This window comes from Streptococcus rubneri, assembly GCF_004785935.1.
GTDB lineage: Bacteria > Bacillota > Bacilli > Lactobacillales > Streptococcaceae > Streptococcus > Streptococcus rubneri.
On the sequence record NZ_SRRP01000002.1, the window covers coordinates 307100 to 320510 of the forward strand.

The window sequence follows — 13411 nt, forward strand, 5'->3', positions numbered from 1 at the left end:
CAACCTTTTTCGCTGGCTAGGAATTGCTGTTCAAAAGAAGAGCGGTAAGAGAACTTTTCTGATATAATAATAGAGATGATGAAAGGATAAGAGAATGAAATTTACAGATTTTAAGTTTAAGGACTATATCCAAGAGGCCTTAAAAGAGATTAATTTTATCGAAGCGACAGAAGTTCAAGAAAAACTCATCCCGATTGTTTTAGCAGGTCGAGATTTGGTCGGTGAATCCAAAACAGGATCAGGGAAGACCCATACCTTCCTCTTGCCAATTTTTCAAACCTTAAATGAGGATAGTAGCAATGTCGAAGTGGTGATTACAGCGCCTAGTCGGGAGTTGGCCACACAGATTTACCAAGCGGCTCGTCAGATTGCTAGCCACTGTGAAAAGGAAATTCGGATTGCCAACTATGTTGGCGGAACTGATAAGGCTCGTCAGATTGATAAGCTTCAAGTGGCTCAACCACATATCGTGATTGGGACACCAGGACGCATCTATGATTTGGTTGCCTCTGGAGATTTAGCCATTCATAAGGCCCATACCTTTGTGGTCGATGAGGCTGATATGACTCTTGATATGGGCTTTTTGACGACGGTAGATAAGATTGCATCCAGTCTTCCCAAACAACTCCAATTCTTGGTCTTCTCTGCTACGATTCCGCAAAAGTTGCAACCTTTCTTGAAGAAATACCTATCCAACCCTGTCATGGAGCAGATTAAAACCAAAACGGTGATCTCGGATACCATTGATAACTGGTTGGTATCGACAAAAGGGCGCGATAAGAATGAGCAAGTCTATCAACTAACCCAGGCTCTTCAACCTTATCTGGCTATGATTTTTGTGAATACCAAGGACAGAGCGGATGACTTGCATGCTTATTTGGTAGAAAAGGGCCTTAAAGTCGCTAAAATCCATGGAGGGGTTCCTCCACGGGAGCGTAAGCGGATTATGAACCAAGTCAAAAACCTGGATTTTGAATATATCGTGGCAACTGACTTGGCAGCGCGTGGAATCGATATTGAAGGGGTCAGTCATGTCATCAACGATGCCATTCCACAAGATTTGTCCTTCTTTGTCCACCGTGTTGGCCGGACTGGTCGGAATGGACTTCCTGGTACAGCCATCACCCTTTATCAACCGAGTGATGACTCAGATATTCGGGAGCTTGAAAAATTAGGCATCCAGTTTGTACCGAAAGTCTTGAAGTCTGGAGCTATCGAAGATACCTACGACCGGGATCGCCGGGCTAATCGTGAAAAGCGCCTAGAAAAACTCGATATTGAGATGATTGGCTTGGTCAAGAAGAAAAAGAAAAAAATCAAACCTGGCTACAAGAAAAAAATCAAATGGGCCGTGGACGAGAAACGTCGGAAAGCCAAGCGAGCTGAGAACCGCGCTCGCGGTCGGGCAGAAAGAAAGGCTAAACGCCAAACCTTTTAGTGATAAAGAAATTTAAAGATTTCCATAAAAATTAACTATTTGGTCGCTGATTTATTTTGTGATAGACTATCTATAGATAGTCTATTTTTTACTCTTAGAGGAGATTGTTGCTTGCTAGCACATCATATCTTGAGCATGATTTACGAACAATCGGTAGCAAAACTCAGCATTCTAAGAGCAAATATGATAGAATGATTCATTAATGAGGGAGGAAGTAACGAAGATGTTTACAACTACATATCTGGCGTCTGGTTGGTACGAAGAGTTTTTAAAATGGATACCAGAAGGAGAAATCTTTAACCTACGCGTCGTTTTTGAAGCTATTCCCGGAATTTTAAAAGAGCTTCCAAATACGATTTTGTTAACCTTGGCAGGAGCCTTTTTTGGTTTATTGCTAGCCCTATTGTTTGCCATTGTCAAAATCAATCGGGTAAAAATCCTTTATCCTATTCAAGCCTTGTTTGTGAGTTTTTTAAGAGGGACACCGATTTTGGTCCAGTTGATGCTGACCTATTATGGAATCCCGCTCCTATTGAAGGCCATTAACCAACAATATGGGACAACCTTTAATATCAACGATGTGCCGGCTCATTTATTTGTTATTGTGGCCTTTGCCTTTAATGAGGCAGCCTATGCCAGTGAGACCATTCGGGCAGCGATTTTATCTGTTGATGCGGGTGAAATTGAAGCGGCGAAGAGTCTCGGGATGACCAATACTCAAGTCTATCGACGGATTATCATTCCAAATGCAGCCGTGGTTGCAACACCGACCTTGATCAACTCTTTGATTGGTTTGACCAAGGGAACTTCTCTGGCCTTCTATGCTGGAGTTTTGGAAATTTTTGCCCAAGCCAAGATTATGTCGGGGAATGATAGCCGCTACTTTGAGCGCTTTATCTCTGTTTCATTGATTTATTGGGTCATTAATATTTTGATTGAACAATTGGGTCGCTGGATCGAACAGGTACTCGCTATCAAAGATCCACAAGTCGTAAGCCAAACCTTGCAAGAGGAGGAAAGAGCAGCATGATTCGGATTTCACAATTATCAAAATCCTTTTCCGGTCAAGTGGTCCTAGACCATCTCGATTTGGAAATTCAAAAAGGGGAAGTTGTTGCCTTGATTGGTTCTTCTGGAGCTGGAAAATCAACCTTCTTGAGAAGCTTGAACTATTTAGAAGCTCCAGATAGTGGGAGTATTGAGATTAATGGGGAGAAGGTAGATTTTAAAACGATCAGTAAGGACGAAATCCTAACCCTTCGAAGAAAGTTAGCCATGGTCTTTCAACAATTCAATCTCTTCAGTCGCAAGACGGCTCTGGATAATGTTAAGGAAGGATTGGTAGTCGTTAAAGGCTTATCCGACCAGGAAGCAACCAAGATTGCCAAAGAAGAACTTGCAAAAGTCGGTTTGTCGGACCGCGAAACCCATTACCCTCGCCATTTATCAGGGGGACAGAAACAACGGGTGGCCTTGGCGCGGGCCCTAGCCATGAAGCCGGAAGTCCTCTTATTGGATGAACCAACCTCAGCTCTCGATCCAGAATTGGTCGGAGAGGTAGAAAAAGCCATCGCAGCAGCAGCACAAGCAGGGCAAACCATGATTTTGGTCAGTCATGACATGAGCTTTGTTTCCCAGGTGGCGGACAAGGTCTTGTTCCTTGATAAGGGAAAAATTATTGAATCTGGGACTCCAGAAGAGATTATGAATGCTCCTAAAGAAGAGCGGACAAAAGAATTCTTTGCTAGTTACAAACGAACATTTGTTTGATATAATATATAAGAGCTCGAGTCTGGAACGCGATGTTTCAGACTCGGATTTTTCTTTGAGTAGGTGCCTCAGGAGAAGATGATGATTAGTAGTCTACTTTTCCGCATAGATAGGTGTGTCAAGTTGACCAACGGTTAACGAAACGAAGCGGCATCTCGTCCCCTCATTCCAAGTTTGGATACTAAGGAGATCTTATGTTAAACCAATTGCTATCTCTCTATATCGAGAGCTTAATCATCACTTCAGTTGGGGTGTTGGTTGCTTCAGCTGTTTGGATAGTCTTGCGAGTAGCTCGTAAGACGGATAAAACAGCTAAGGAACGCCAGTTACACCTCTATGATATTTTATTAATTGATATTATGATAATTCCAGTCCTTACCTTTGCAGTCATTGGAGTTCTGTTTATTCTTCGAGCAAGATAATTGCAAAATGATTGAATTGGAGTTAGAATCAAGATAGTTACAACAAAAGGAGAAGCTTATGTATGATACACTGATTATCGGCGCAGGACCTGCGGGAATGACCGCAGCCTTGTATGCAGCCCGCAGCAATCTCAAGGTTGCCTTGTTAGAAGCAGGAATTCCTGGCGGACAGATGAACAACACGTCTGACATTGAAAATTATCCAGGCTATGCCAACATCAGTGGTCCTGAATTGGCTGAAAAGATGTTCGAACCTCTAGAAGCTTTAGGAGTGGAACACTTGTTTGGCAGAGCCGAAAACATTGTTGATCAAGGAAGCTACAAGGAAATTACGACAGATGATGGTCTCCTACAAGCTAAGACCGTTATTATTGCGACAGGTTCCAACCATCGTTTATTGGGAGTTCCAGGTGAAGAAGAATTGAATAGTCGTGGGGTTTCTTATTGTGCCGTCTGTGATGGAGCCTTCTTCCGAGATGAAGACCTCATGGTCGTTGGTGGAGGAGACTCAGCGGTTGAAGAGGCAATTTTCCTGACTCAGTTTGCTAAGACTGTTACCATTGTTCACCGACGCGATGCCCTACGTGCCCAAAAAGTTCTTCAAGACCGAGCTTTTGCCAATGAAAAGATTCACTTTGCTTGGAATACAGTGGTCGAAGAGATCAAAGGGGACAACCGTGTGACTAGTCTGCTTTTAAAAGATGTTCAAACTGGTCAAGTCCGCGAGCAAGCAGCAGGTGGTGTCTTCATCTATGTGGGCTTGGATCCTGTCAGTGATTTTGCGACTGAACTTGGTATTTTGGATGAGAATGGTTGGGTAGTGACGGATGATCATATGAGAACCTCAGTCCCAGGTGTTTTTGCGGTTGGGGATGTTCGCCAAAAAGATCTTCGTCAGGTTACCACAGCTGTTGGAGACGGCGCTGTTGCTGGTCAAGAAGCTTATAAATATATTACTGAACACGAAGAATAAGAAAGAAGGAAGGGATGTTCGTCTGATGGAAAGAGGCGAATATCCCTTCTTTTTTACGATGAAAAATGAGGTTTAACCCAGATTAAACTCATATGGACCTGTAAAATGTGCTATAATGTGTTTAAAATTATTTTGGACTGTGCCAGTTGACGGAGCGCGACTGGTGCCATGAAGTAAGAAAGAAGAAGAGGGATCATACATGTACCCAGATGATAGTTTAACTCTCCATACAGATTTGTACCAAATCAATATGATGCAAGTTTACTTTGAACAAGGCATTCACAATAAAAAGGCAGTCTTCGAAGCCTATTTCCGCCAGCAACCCTTTAAAAATGGCTATGCCGTCTTTGCGGGTCTTGAGCGCATTGTCAATTATTTGAAGAATCTACGTTTTTCTGAGTCAGATATTGCCTACTTAGAATCCTTGGGCTACGAAGGAGCCTTCCTAGATTACCTGAAAAATTTTAAAATGGAATTGACCGTTCGTTCTGCCAAAGAAGGGGATCTGGTCTTTGCCAATGAGCCGATTGTTCAAGTAGAAGGACCACTTGCCCAGTGTCAGTTGGTCGAAACGGCCCTCCTCAATATTGTCAACTTCCAAACCTTGATTGCCACAAAAGCAGCTCGGATCAAGTCTGTGATCGAAGACGAACCTTTGATGGAGTTCGGGACTCGTAGAGCACAAGAAATGGATGCGGCTATTTGGGGAACCCGTGCAGCCGTTATTGGAGGCGCTAGCGGGACTAGTAACGTTCGTGCAGGAAAACTCTTTGATATTCCAGTACTTGGAACCCATGCCCATGCCTTGGTGCAGGTCTATGGCGATGATTATCAAGCTTTTAAGGCCTATGCTGAGACCCACCGCAACTGTGTCTTTCTAGTGGATACCTATGATACGTTGCGTATCGGAGTTCCAGCTGCGATTCAGGTAGCCCGTGAGATGGGCGATCGTATCAACTTCCTTGGCGTGCGGATTGACTCTGGAGATATTGCCTACATCTCGAAAAAAGTTCGCCAGCAGTTGGATGAAGCTGGTTTCACAAAAGCGAAGATCTATGCCTCAAATGATTTGGATGAAAACACCATCCTCAACTTGAAGATGCAAAAGGCTAAGATTGATGTCTGGGGTGTCGGAACCAAGTTGATCACGGCCTATGACCAACCAGCCCTTGGAGCAGTCTATAAGATTGTTGCTATCGAAGACGAAAATGGTCAAATGCGAAACACCATCAAGCTGTCTAACAATGCTGAGAAGGTCTCAACTCCAGGGAAGAAGCAAGTTTGGCGCATTACCAGTCGGGAAAAGGGCAAATCTGAAGGAGATTACATCACTTACGATGGAGTAGATGTCAATGAACTGACAGAAATCAAGATGTTCCATCCGACCTATACCTATATCAAGAAGACAGTTCGTGATTTTGACGCCATCCCGCTCTTGGTTGATATTTTCAAAGATGGAAAACAAGTCTACGAGTTGCCAGCTTTGATGGATATCCAAGCCTATGCTCGGAAGGAATTCGATAAGCTCTGGGATGAGTACAAACGTGTCCTCAATCCACAACATTACCCAGTAGACTTGGCCAAGGATGTATGGCAAGATAAGATGGACCTGATTGATCAGATGCGTCAGAAAGCCTTGGGAGGTGAAGAAGAATGAGCCTACAAGAAGACATTATTGCTCAATTAGGGGTCAAGCCGGTCATTGATCCTCAAGAAGAGATTCGCCGGTCGATTGATTTTTTGAAGGACTACTTGCAAAAACATCCTTTTCTAAAGACCTTTGTCTTAGGAATTTCGGGAGGACAGGACTCGACCCTAGCGGGTCGCCTGGCTCAATTGGCCATGGAGGAAATGCGGGCAGAGACTGGAGATGCCAGTTATCAGTTTGTTGCAGTCCGCTTGCCCTACGGTGTCCAAGCAGATGAAGCAGATGCCCAAAAGGCCTTGGCCTTCATCCAGCCAGATGTCAGCCTAGTCGTGAACATCAAGGAATCGGTCGATGCCATGGAGCGTGCTGTCGAAGCGACAGGAACGGATGTCTCAGACTTTAATAAGGGAAATATAAAGGCACGGAGTCGGATGATTGCTCAGTATGCCTTGGCAGGTGCCTATAGCGGAGCCGTCATTGGGACGGACCATGCGGCTGAAAATATCACTGGATTCTTTACCAAGTTTGGAGATGGTGGAGCCGATATCCTTCCGCTTTACCGCCTCAACAAGCGCCAAGGAAAGCAGTTACTTCAGGCGCTGGGAGCTGATCCAGCCTTGTATGAGAAGGTACCGATTGCAGATTTGGAAGAGGAGAAGCCGGGTATCGCTGACGAAGTAGCTCTTGGGGTGACCTATGCAGAAATTGATGACTACCTAGAAGGGAAATCAGTTAGCCCAGAAGCTCAAGCAACCATTGAAAATTGGTGGCGCAAGGGCCAACATAAGCGCCATCTACCAATTACAGTATTTGATACCTTCTGGCGTTGATAGGAAAGAAAAAATCGATAGTAAAGTGACCAGATAAGTCAAAAAAACAATATAAGTCATTTTGGGATAAGATTCCAGAAGCAGAAAAATTCTGGTTGAATTGTGGAACAGATGTATACGGTAAAAATGAATGATCGTTTAAAAATTAGATAGGAGAAGGCCATGGGATTGCAGAATAAATCCGATGAGGAGTTAAGACAAGATAAAATGGATCATTTAAAGGAACAGATATACTCGCTTATCTATGGTTTGGCTATTGGGGATGCGCTAGGGGTTCCTGTTGAGTTCAATGAAAGAGACTCCTACCATATTACAAAGATGGAGGGCTATGGAACCTATAATCAGCCACCTGGGACTTGGTCTGATGATACCTCTTTAACTCTTGCTCTAGTAGAACATTTGAGTGAAAAATCAGATTTATTTGGATTAATGGATAAGTTTGTTGCTTATCGTCAAGGTTATTTGACGCCCTTTGGGACTTGTTTTGATATCGGAATTGCTACCAATCAAGCGATTGAGCGGTACTTGTCTGGTGTCTCTCCAGAGGAATGTGGAGGAAGAGGGGAACGAGACAATGGGAATGGTGCTCTTATGCGGATTGCACCCTTGGCTTTCGTTTTAAAAGATAGAAGTGATTTTACACACAATTGTGGAAAAATTGAGAAATATACTCAGGTGACACATGCGCACCCAAGGTCGCTTGTTGCCTCTATTATTTATGTTCAGATTTTAATCGATTTACTATTCAATAAGTCATTGGAAGAGACGATAGAAGACCTTCAACCTCTGTTAGAGGATTATTTCAGATCAAATTCAGAATACTGGAAAGAATACCAAGATCAGTTCAGAGAGCTATTTGACAAGGATTTTTATCAAAAACAACGAGAAGAAATAATGTCTACAGGCTATGTGGTTGATAGTCTGAAAGCTAGTCTCTGGTGTCTAGGGACAACAGAGACTTTTGAAGGAGCAGTTTTAAAAGCGGTCAATCTCGGAAATGACACCGATACGATTGGTGCAATCACAGGAAGCTTTGCTGGAGCTCTCTACAAACTGGAAGGTATTCCAGATAAATGGATACAACAATTGGTGAATAGAGAATTGATCGATGAAAAATGTCAAAAATTAATAGAGTGTCTAGATCAGTGAGATCAATTTGTGAATGTGGAATACTTGCTTTCTCTGCTAGATGATCGAGCAGAGAATAATTTTTATTAGATATGACATCAGTCAGCTAAACCCTTTTAGCTGGCTTTTTTTGCTAGCTACTCGGTCACTAACTTGCTTGTCAAAGTATAATTCGGTATTATAGGGAGGGAGCGATTGCTTGGCTAGCCTAATTGTAGGTTTCCAGTTATGTAGGTATGGGAAATAGGAGGAAAATTTATGGAAAAAGATCAATTAATAGAGAAACCAGAAGTCATTATTGTTGGGGTTATTGCGAATCATCAGTTTAACTGGTATATTTGTTCAAACGATATGTGGACAATGGATATCGATAAATATATTCAGGCATATAAGGAAGCAGGTCTGGATCTTGATTTCTCCTATTTACCTGAGATTCAACAGAATCTTCACGTAATTACAAAAAGTAATCTTGAGAACTACTTAGAACTGTATAAAGATGACTGTCTGAAGGTGACCGTTGAAGAATTGATCACAATGATTAGACGTTCAATGGAGTGTGTGGACTTCAATTCAGAGATGATTCTGGAAGGAAAAGCCTTGCTCCCGGATCTTTTAATTGATTTTGATAAAGAAGAGTTTTATTCAAACCATCTGGGAATGAAAAACTACGAACGATATGTGCCAAATGGATGGACGGTTTGTTCAGGGCGATTCGATCATTTGATACCTGAGGAGAAACAATACTGGATTGAAAAGAATGGCAAAATAAACATCAGATCATGAATTATTTAGTTCTAACGAACTATTTAGTATTGTAGGAATGAGAACTTGACTCAAATTGCTGATGGAGAGCTAAGATGACTCCTGAACGAACACTTTGATGGAAATAAGGCGCAATACGGAGCTCTGTTTCAAGTGCCTGATTCTAACGGTAAATACCATCAACTCTTCTAATCTTTAAAACAATTTTTACTTGAAGATTTTAGACAATGGTCTATAATGGTAAGTAGCTTTACAAAGGAGAATCTTATGTCAGAATTAACACAAGAATTTACAGATCAACTTTATACAAATTACCAAGCAAATGTGAAATTTGCGGCTCTCGAAAATGCCATCACCCACAATGGGATTCATGCAGCTTTGGAGACACGCAAAAGTGCAGTAGAAAACACACCCGTCTTTTCTCTTGATTTAACCAAGGACAAGGTGACGGACCAGAAAGCTTCTGGTCGTTGCTGGATGTTTGCGGCTCTGAATACCTTCCGTCATAAAATGATTGCGAGCTTCCAATTAGAGGATTTTGAGTTGTCTCAAGCTCACACTTTCTTTTGGGACAAGTACGAAAAATCCAACTGGTTCTTGGAACAAATCATTGCGACAGCGGATCAGGATTTAACCAGCCGCAAGGTGGCCTTCCTCCTTCAAACTCCTCAACAAGATGGTGGTCAATGGGATATGGTCGTTTCCCTCTTTGAAAAATATGGAGTCGTACCCAAGTCGGCCTATCCGGAATCCATCTCATCTAGCAATAGCCGAGAGCTCAATACCTACTTAAATAAATTATTGCGCCAAGATGCTCAGATCCTTCGCGAATTACTTGCGAGTGGAGCAGATCAAGCAACGGTTCAAAGCAAGAAAGAAGAACTCCTCCAAGAAATCTTTAATTTCTTGGCCATGTCACTTGGCTTGCCCCCTCGTATATTTAGTTTCTCTTATCGCGATAAGGACAATAATTTCCACACAGAGTCTGGCTTGACACCTCAAAGTTTTTACAAAAAATATGTGGGTCTTCAGTTGGAGGACTACGTTTCTGTTATCAATGCGCCTACGGCAGACAAGCCTTATGGCCAGTCTTACACAGTAGAGATGCTGGGGAATGTGGTCGGTAGCCGTGAAGTCCGCTACCTCAACGTTCCGATGGAGCGCTTGAAAGAATTGGCCATTGCCCAAATGAAAGCTGGGGAAACTGTTTGGTTTGGATCGGATGTCGGCCAAGTCAGCAACCGCAAAGCTGGAATCCTGGCAACAGATGTCTATGACTTTGAAGCGGGAATGGATATCCAGCTGACTCAAGATAAGGCAGGACGTTTGGATTATGCAGAAAGTCTCATGACCCATGCTATGGTCTTGACTGGTGTGGACCTGGACGAAGCTGGACGCCCTCTCAAATGGAAAGTTGAGAATTCTTGGGGAGACAAAGTCGGAACAGATGGATACTTTGTAGCTTCCGATGCCTGGATGGACGAATACACCTACCAGATCGTTGTCCGCAAGGAACTATTGACAGCGGAGGAATTGGCTGCTTATGAGGCAGAACCGATTGTCTTAGCTCCTTGGGATCCAATGGGAGCTCTGGCTTCTAAATAAATTGAATAGAAAAGCACGATTGTTGATTAACAATCGTGCTTTTGTTTGGGCTTAAATCATTTAACTAACGATTTTGCTCGTTTTCTTTAGCAGAAGGTTCGGTGTGTTCAGAATTTTCCTCTGAGCTAGATGAACTTGAGCTTGAGCTTTCTTCTGTTGATTCGCTCGTTTCTTCAGCTGTATAGCTTGGCTCATAATAGTAATTGTAGTTGTTCTTACCATTATTGAGATAGAGGAAAGAACCGCTACGATAGAGTCCATTTGGTTGTTCCCAGTCGGTCGTTCCTGATCCATACTGCTCTAGTAAGTAAAGCATCATTTGCTTGTAGACGTCAGTCGCAACTTTAACGCCATCATCGAGAACTGGAGTGAGACGGTTGGTGTAACCGGTCCAAACTGCCATAGCATATTGGGTAGTGTAGCCGACGAACAATTCATCTGGTGTTACAATGCCAGAACTATAGTAATTCTTTGTGAGTTTTTTCAATTCATTATCCGCATAGTTAGAGGTACCGGTCTTACCAGCCTGGTAGGCTCCGTAGATAGCTGCATTATATCCTGTTCCAGATGTCAGAACAGTCTTCATCATATCAGTCATCATATAAGCAGTCGTTTCTTTCATAGCCCGTGTTCCTGGGTTATCAAATTCACGAGTGCTGCCATCACTAAAGACGATGCGGTTGACGTATTGTGGTCTGTAGTAAGTACCACCGTTGGCAATTGCGGCATAGGCAGCAGCCATCTTCTCACTGCTGGCTCCGTATTTGTTGCTGGAGTCACTGGTGTTACTTGAAATAGCATTTGCATAAACCATCTCAGGATATTCAATACCAATACCGCTCAAGAATTTTTGAGCTTTCTTCAAGCCGACTTTATCAAGGGCGCGAACAGCAGGAACATTTCGAGATTCCTGGATCGCTTGTTGCATGGTGATGTTCCCATAATAGTTCCGGTCCCAGTTATAGACGGGAGTGTTGGAGTGAGGGAAGTTATATGGCGTATCTGGAATAGTTGCAGCTGTTGAGCTATATTCATCGTATTCAAGCGCAGGGGCATAGTCAGTGATTGGTTTCATGGTAGAACCCCAATCGCGGTTGGTTTCGACAGCTTGGTTGGTTCCGAAGGAAACGTTGGTTGATTGATGGCGGGAACCTAATTGAGCCACAACCTTCCCGTTGCTAACATCGATGACGGTAGAGGCAACTTGTATCTCATCATCTGGATAATTGACATACTCATCTGAGTTGTAAATGTCCCAGAGACGTTTTTGTGCTTCGGTATCGACGTTGGTATACACATCCATCCCGGTCGTCAATAGGTTATAGCCGGTCTCTTCTTCTACCTGCTGGATGACTTCTTTCAAGTAGTTATCCATATAAGCTGGGTAGTTGGTTAAGGCCGTCAAACTTTGGAGGCCATCTGTTACGGGAGTATTAACAGCATTTTCATATTGCTCATTAGAAATAGCCTTCATCTCAAACATTTCTTTGAGGACTATGTTGCGCCGTTCTAGAGCAGCTTCTGGATGGGTGTAAGGGTCATATTGGTTGGGTGCTTGTGGCATCCCAGCCAAGAGGGCTAGCTGAGGAAGAGAGAGATCTTTGAGTTCTTTACCATAGTAACTGTGGGCAGCTGTTTGCATCCCATAGTTTCCGTTAGACATATAGACCTTATTGATGTAATAAGTCAATATTTCTTGTTTGGTTGCCTTTTGTTCTAACTGAGTGGCCAGCCAGGCTTCTTGAATCTTCCGGGACAAGGTCTGGTCGGCTGAGGAAGTAGAGAAGTAGGTCAGCTTAATCAACTGCTGGGTCAGTGTGGAACCACCCTGACGCCCTCCTCGGAGATTGTTGACAAAGGCACCAGCGATTCGAATGAAATCAACCCCTCGGTGGTTAAAGAATCGATGGTCTTCAATCGCTACAATGGCGTCGACCAACTCGGTTGGAATTTCATTGGTCTCTGCATTGATCCGCTTCTCAGCCCCTAAATCGGCAATCATATTGTTTTGGTTGTCAAAGATTCTACTAGAAGTCGTTGCGACCAGGTCTTTCTCAGAGAGGGTTGGAGCTTTGAAAGCGTAGTAGCTAAAAATTAGCCCTCCGAGAACGAATAAGAGCAAGAAGAAGGAAATTGCCACAATGGCAACATATTTTAACCACTGGATAACTGTTTGTTTGTTCATTTAATTACCGCCTAGTAGATTCTGTTCAATAATATCAAGATAGGGGATGCTTGGAAGGCGATCCGTCTCAATACGATAGCCATTCTCCCGAACATAGGTGAGTGGCATGGATTTACTGCCATGATCGATGTTGTAATAGTCAATTAAGGAAGGAGCTGGCAGCAGATAGGTCTCACTGAGCTTTGCAAAATGCAAAAGCACAAAACAAATCCCGCCCTGCTGAATGACAGCAGCCATGTGATCAATCTGGTGCTGATGAAAATTCTTCATCGGCATCGATTGTTTCTGTTGGGTTTCCTTAGCCTCGAAATCAATGTAGTGGCCTTTGTAGACACCGGAGTAGTCCGTGGTAGAGGCCTGACGAAAATAAGCTTCTACAATCTTTGCTCGACTGCGATGAGGATAGTCCACTTTGACGATCTGAATAGGGGTTGGCTTTTTATGAATAACGGCCAGTCCCTTAGAAAGGTAATACTGGTTGCTCTCGTTAATCATTTTTTCAAATGACATTCCCCGATTGGCAAAGTTCACACTCTGTTTTCGCTGAAGGGGCGAAGAGGATTTCTTGGTAAGTTTGTGAGGATAGTTGACCATAAAACTCCTTATTGGTACAATTACATCACTCTATTATAACATAAATTGAAGAGGGG

General features: G+C 43.1%; 12 protein-coding genes. 10 read left to right on the top strand and 2 right to left on the bottom strand.

Annotated elements, in window-relative coordinates; genetic code table 11:
• The first annotated feature begins 94 nt into the window (after positions 1-94).
• The 10 genes from E5S68_RS09675 to pepC all read left to right on the top strand — a co-directional run bounded on the left by E5S68_RS09675 (position 95) and on the right by pepC (position 10576).
• Positions 95-1438, top strand: coding sequence for a DEAD/DEAH box helicase (locus E5S68_RS09675; protein ID WP_135783368.1), 1344 nt, complete (start codon positions 95-97; stop codon positions 1436-1438).
• Between the two features lie 223 nt (positions 1439-1661).
• The gene (locus E5S68_RS09680) at positions 1662-2468 is read left to right on the top strand and encodes an amino acid ABC transporter permease (protein WP_135783369.1); all 807 of its coding nucleotides are present in this window, start codon (positions 1662-1664) and stop codon (positions 2466-2468) included.
• Positions 2465-3208 (top strand): amino acid ABC transporter ATP-binding protein, encoded by a 744-nt coding sequence (locus E5S68_RS09685; protein WP_135783370.1) that lies wholly within the window; start codon positions 2465-2467, stop codon positions 3206-3208. The genes E5S68_RS09680 and E5S68_RS09685 overlap by 4 nt, the downstream gene beginning before the upstream one ends.
• Before the next feature lie 194 nt (positions 3209-3402).
• Positions 3403-3630, top strand: coding sequence for a DUF4059 family protein (locus tag E5S68_RS09690; RefSeq protein ID WP_135783371.1), 228 nt, complete (start codon positions 3403-3405; stop codon positions 3628-3630).
• A 58-nt stretch (positions 3631-3688) separates the two neighbouring features.
• Positions 3689-4603 carry a thioredoxin-disulfide reductase gene (trxB, locus tag E5S68_RS09695; protein ID WP_135783372.1) on the top strand — a complete coding sequence of 305 codons (915 nt, stop codon included), beginning with the start codon at positions 3689-3691 and terminating at the stop codon, positions 4601-4603.
• Between the two features lie 199 nt (positions 4604-4802).
• Positions 4803-6260, top strand: coding sequence for a nicotinate phosphoribosyltransferase (locus tag E5S68_RS09700; protein ID WP_126403841.1), 1458 nt, complete (start codon positions 4803-4805; stop codon positions 6258-6260).
• On the top strand, positions 6257-7081 hold the full coding sequence (nadE, locus tag E5S68_RS09705; RefSeq protein ID WP_135783373.1) for an NAD(+) synthase: 825 nt from the start codon (positions 6257-6259) through the stop codon (positions 7079-7081). Before E5S68_RS09700 ends, nadE begins: the two co-directional genes overlap by 4 nt.
• A 162-nt stretch (positions 7082-7243) precedes the next feature.
• Positions 7244-8230, top strand: coding sequence for an ADP-ribosylglycohydrolase family protein (locus E5S68_RS09710; RefSeq protein WP_135783374.1), 987 nt, complete (start codon positions 7244-7246; stop codon positions 8228-8230).
• A gap of 237 nt (positions 8231-8467) precedes the next feature.
• Positions 8468-8992: a hypothetical protein gene (locus E5S68_RS09715; RefSeq protein WP_135783375.1), complete on the top strand. Its 525-nt coding sequence runs from the start codon at positions 8468-8470 to the stop codon at positions 8990-8992.
• A gap of 246 nt (positions 8993-9238) precedes the next feature.
• Positions 9239-10576 (top strand): aminopeptidase C, encoded by a 1338-nt coding sequence (gene pepC / locus E5S68_RS09720; RefSeq protein ID WP_135783376.1) that lies wholly within the window; start codon positions 9239-9241, stop codon positions 10574-10576.
• A gap of 64 nt (positions 10577-10640) precedes the next feature.
• Here pepC and pbp1a read toward each other — a convergent pair whose 3' ends face one another.
• Together pbp1a and recU are read right to left on the bottom strand one after the other, a co-directional pair.
• The gene (gene pbp1a / locus E5S68_RS09725; protein WP_135783377.1) at positions 10641-12761 is read right to left on the bottom strand and encodes a penicillin-binding protein PBP1A; all 2121 of its coding nucleotides are present in this window, start codon (positions 12759-12761) and stop codon (positions 10641-10643) included.
• The gene (gene recU / locus E5S68_RS09730) at positions 12762-13355 is read right to left on the bottom strand and encodes a Holliday junction resolvase RecU (RefSeq protein WP_135783378.1); all 594 of its coding nucleotides are present in this window, start codon (positions 13353-13355) and stop codon (positions 12762-12764) included.
• Between the last annotated feature and the right edge of the window lie 56 nt (positions 13356-13411).

Coding starts and splice junctions, on each gene's coding strand:
- E5S68_RS09675 (WP_135783368.1), top strand. CDS start 95: ATGAAATTTACAGATTTTAAGTTTAAGGACTATATCCAAGAGGCCTTA.
- E5S68_RS09680 (WP_135783369.1), top strand. CDS start 1,662: ATGTTTACAACTACATATCTGGCGTCTGGTTGGTACGAAGAGTTTTTA.
- E5S68_RS09685 (WP_135783370.1), top strand. CDS start 2,465: ATGATTCGGATTTCACAATTATCAAAATCCTTTTCCGGTCAAGTGGTC.
- E5S68_RS09690 (WP_135783371.1), top strand. CDS start 3,403: ATGTTAAACCAATTGCTATCTCTCTATATCGAGAGCTTAATCATCACT.
- trxB (WP_135783372.1), top strand. CDS start 3,689: ATGTATGATACACTGATTATCGGCGCAGGACCTGCGGGAATGACCGCA.
- E5S68_RS09700 (WP_126403841.1), top strand. CDS start 4,803: ATGTACCCAGATGATAGTTTAACTCTCCATACAGATTTGTACCAAATC.
- nadE (WP_135783373.1), top strand. CDS start 6,257: ATGAGCCTACAAGAAGACATTATTGCTCAATTAGGGGTCAAGCCGGTC.
- E5S68_RS09710 (WP_135783374.1), top strand. CDS start 7,244: ATGGGATTGCAGAATAAATCCGATGAGGAGTTAAGACAAGATAAAATG.
- E5S68_RS09715 (WP_135783375.1), top strand. CDS start 8,468: ATGGAAAAAGATCAATTAATAGAGAAACCAGAAGTCATTATTGTTGGG.
- pepC (WP_135783376.1), top strand. CDS start 9,239: ATGTCAGAATTAACACAAGAATTTACAGATCAACTTTATACAAATTAC.
- pbp1a (WP_135783377.1), bottom strand. CDS start 12,761: ATGAACAAACAAACAGTTATCCAGTGGTTAAAATATGTTGCCATTGTG.
- recU (WP_135783378.1), bottom strand. CDS start 13,355: ATGGTCAACTATCCTCACAAACTTACCAAGAAATCCTCTTCGCCCCTT.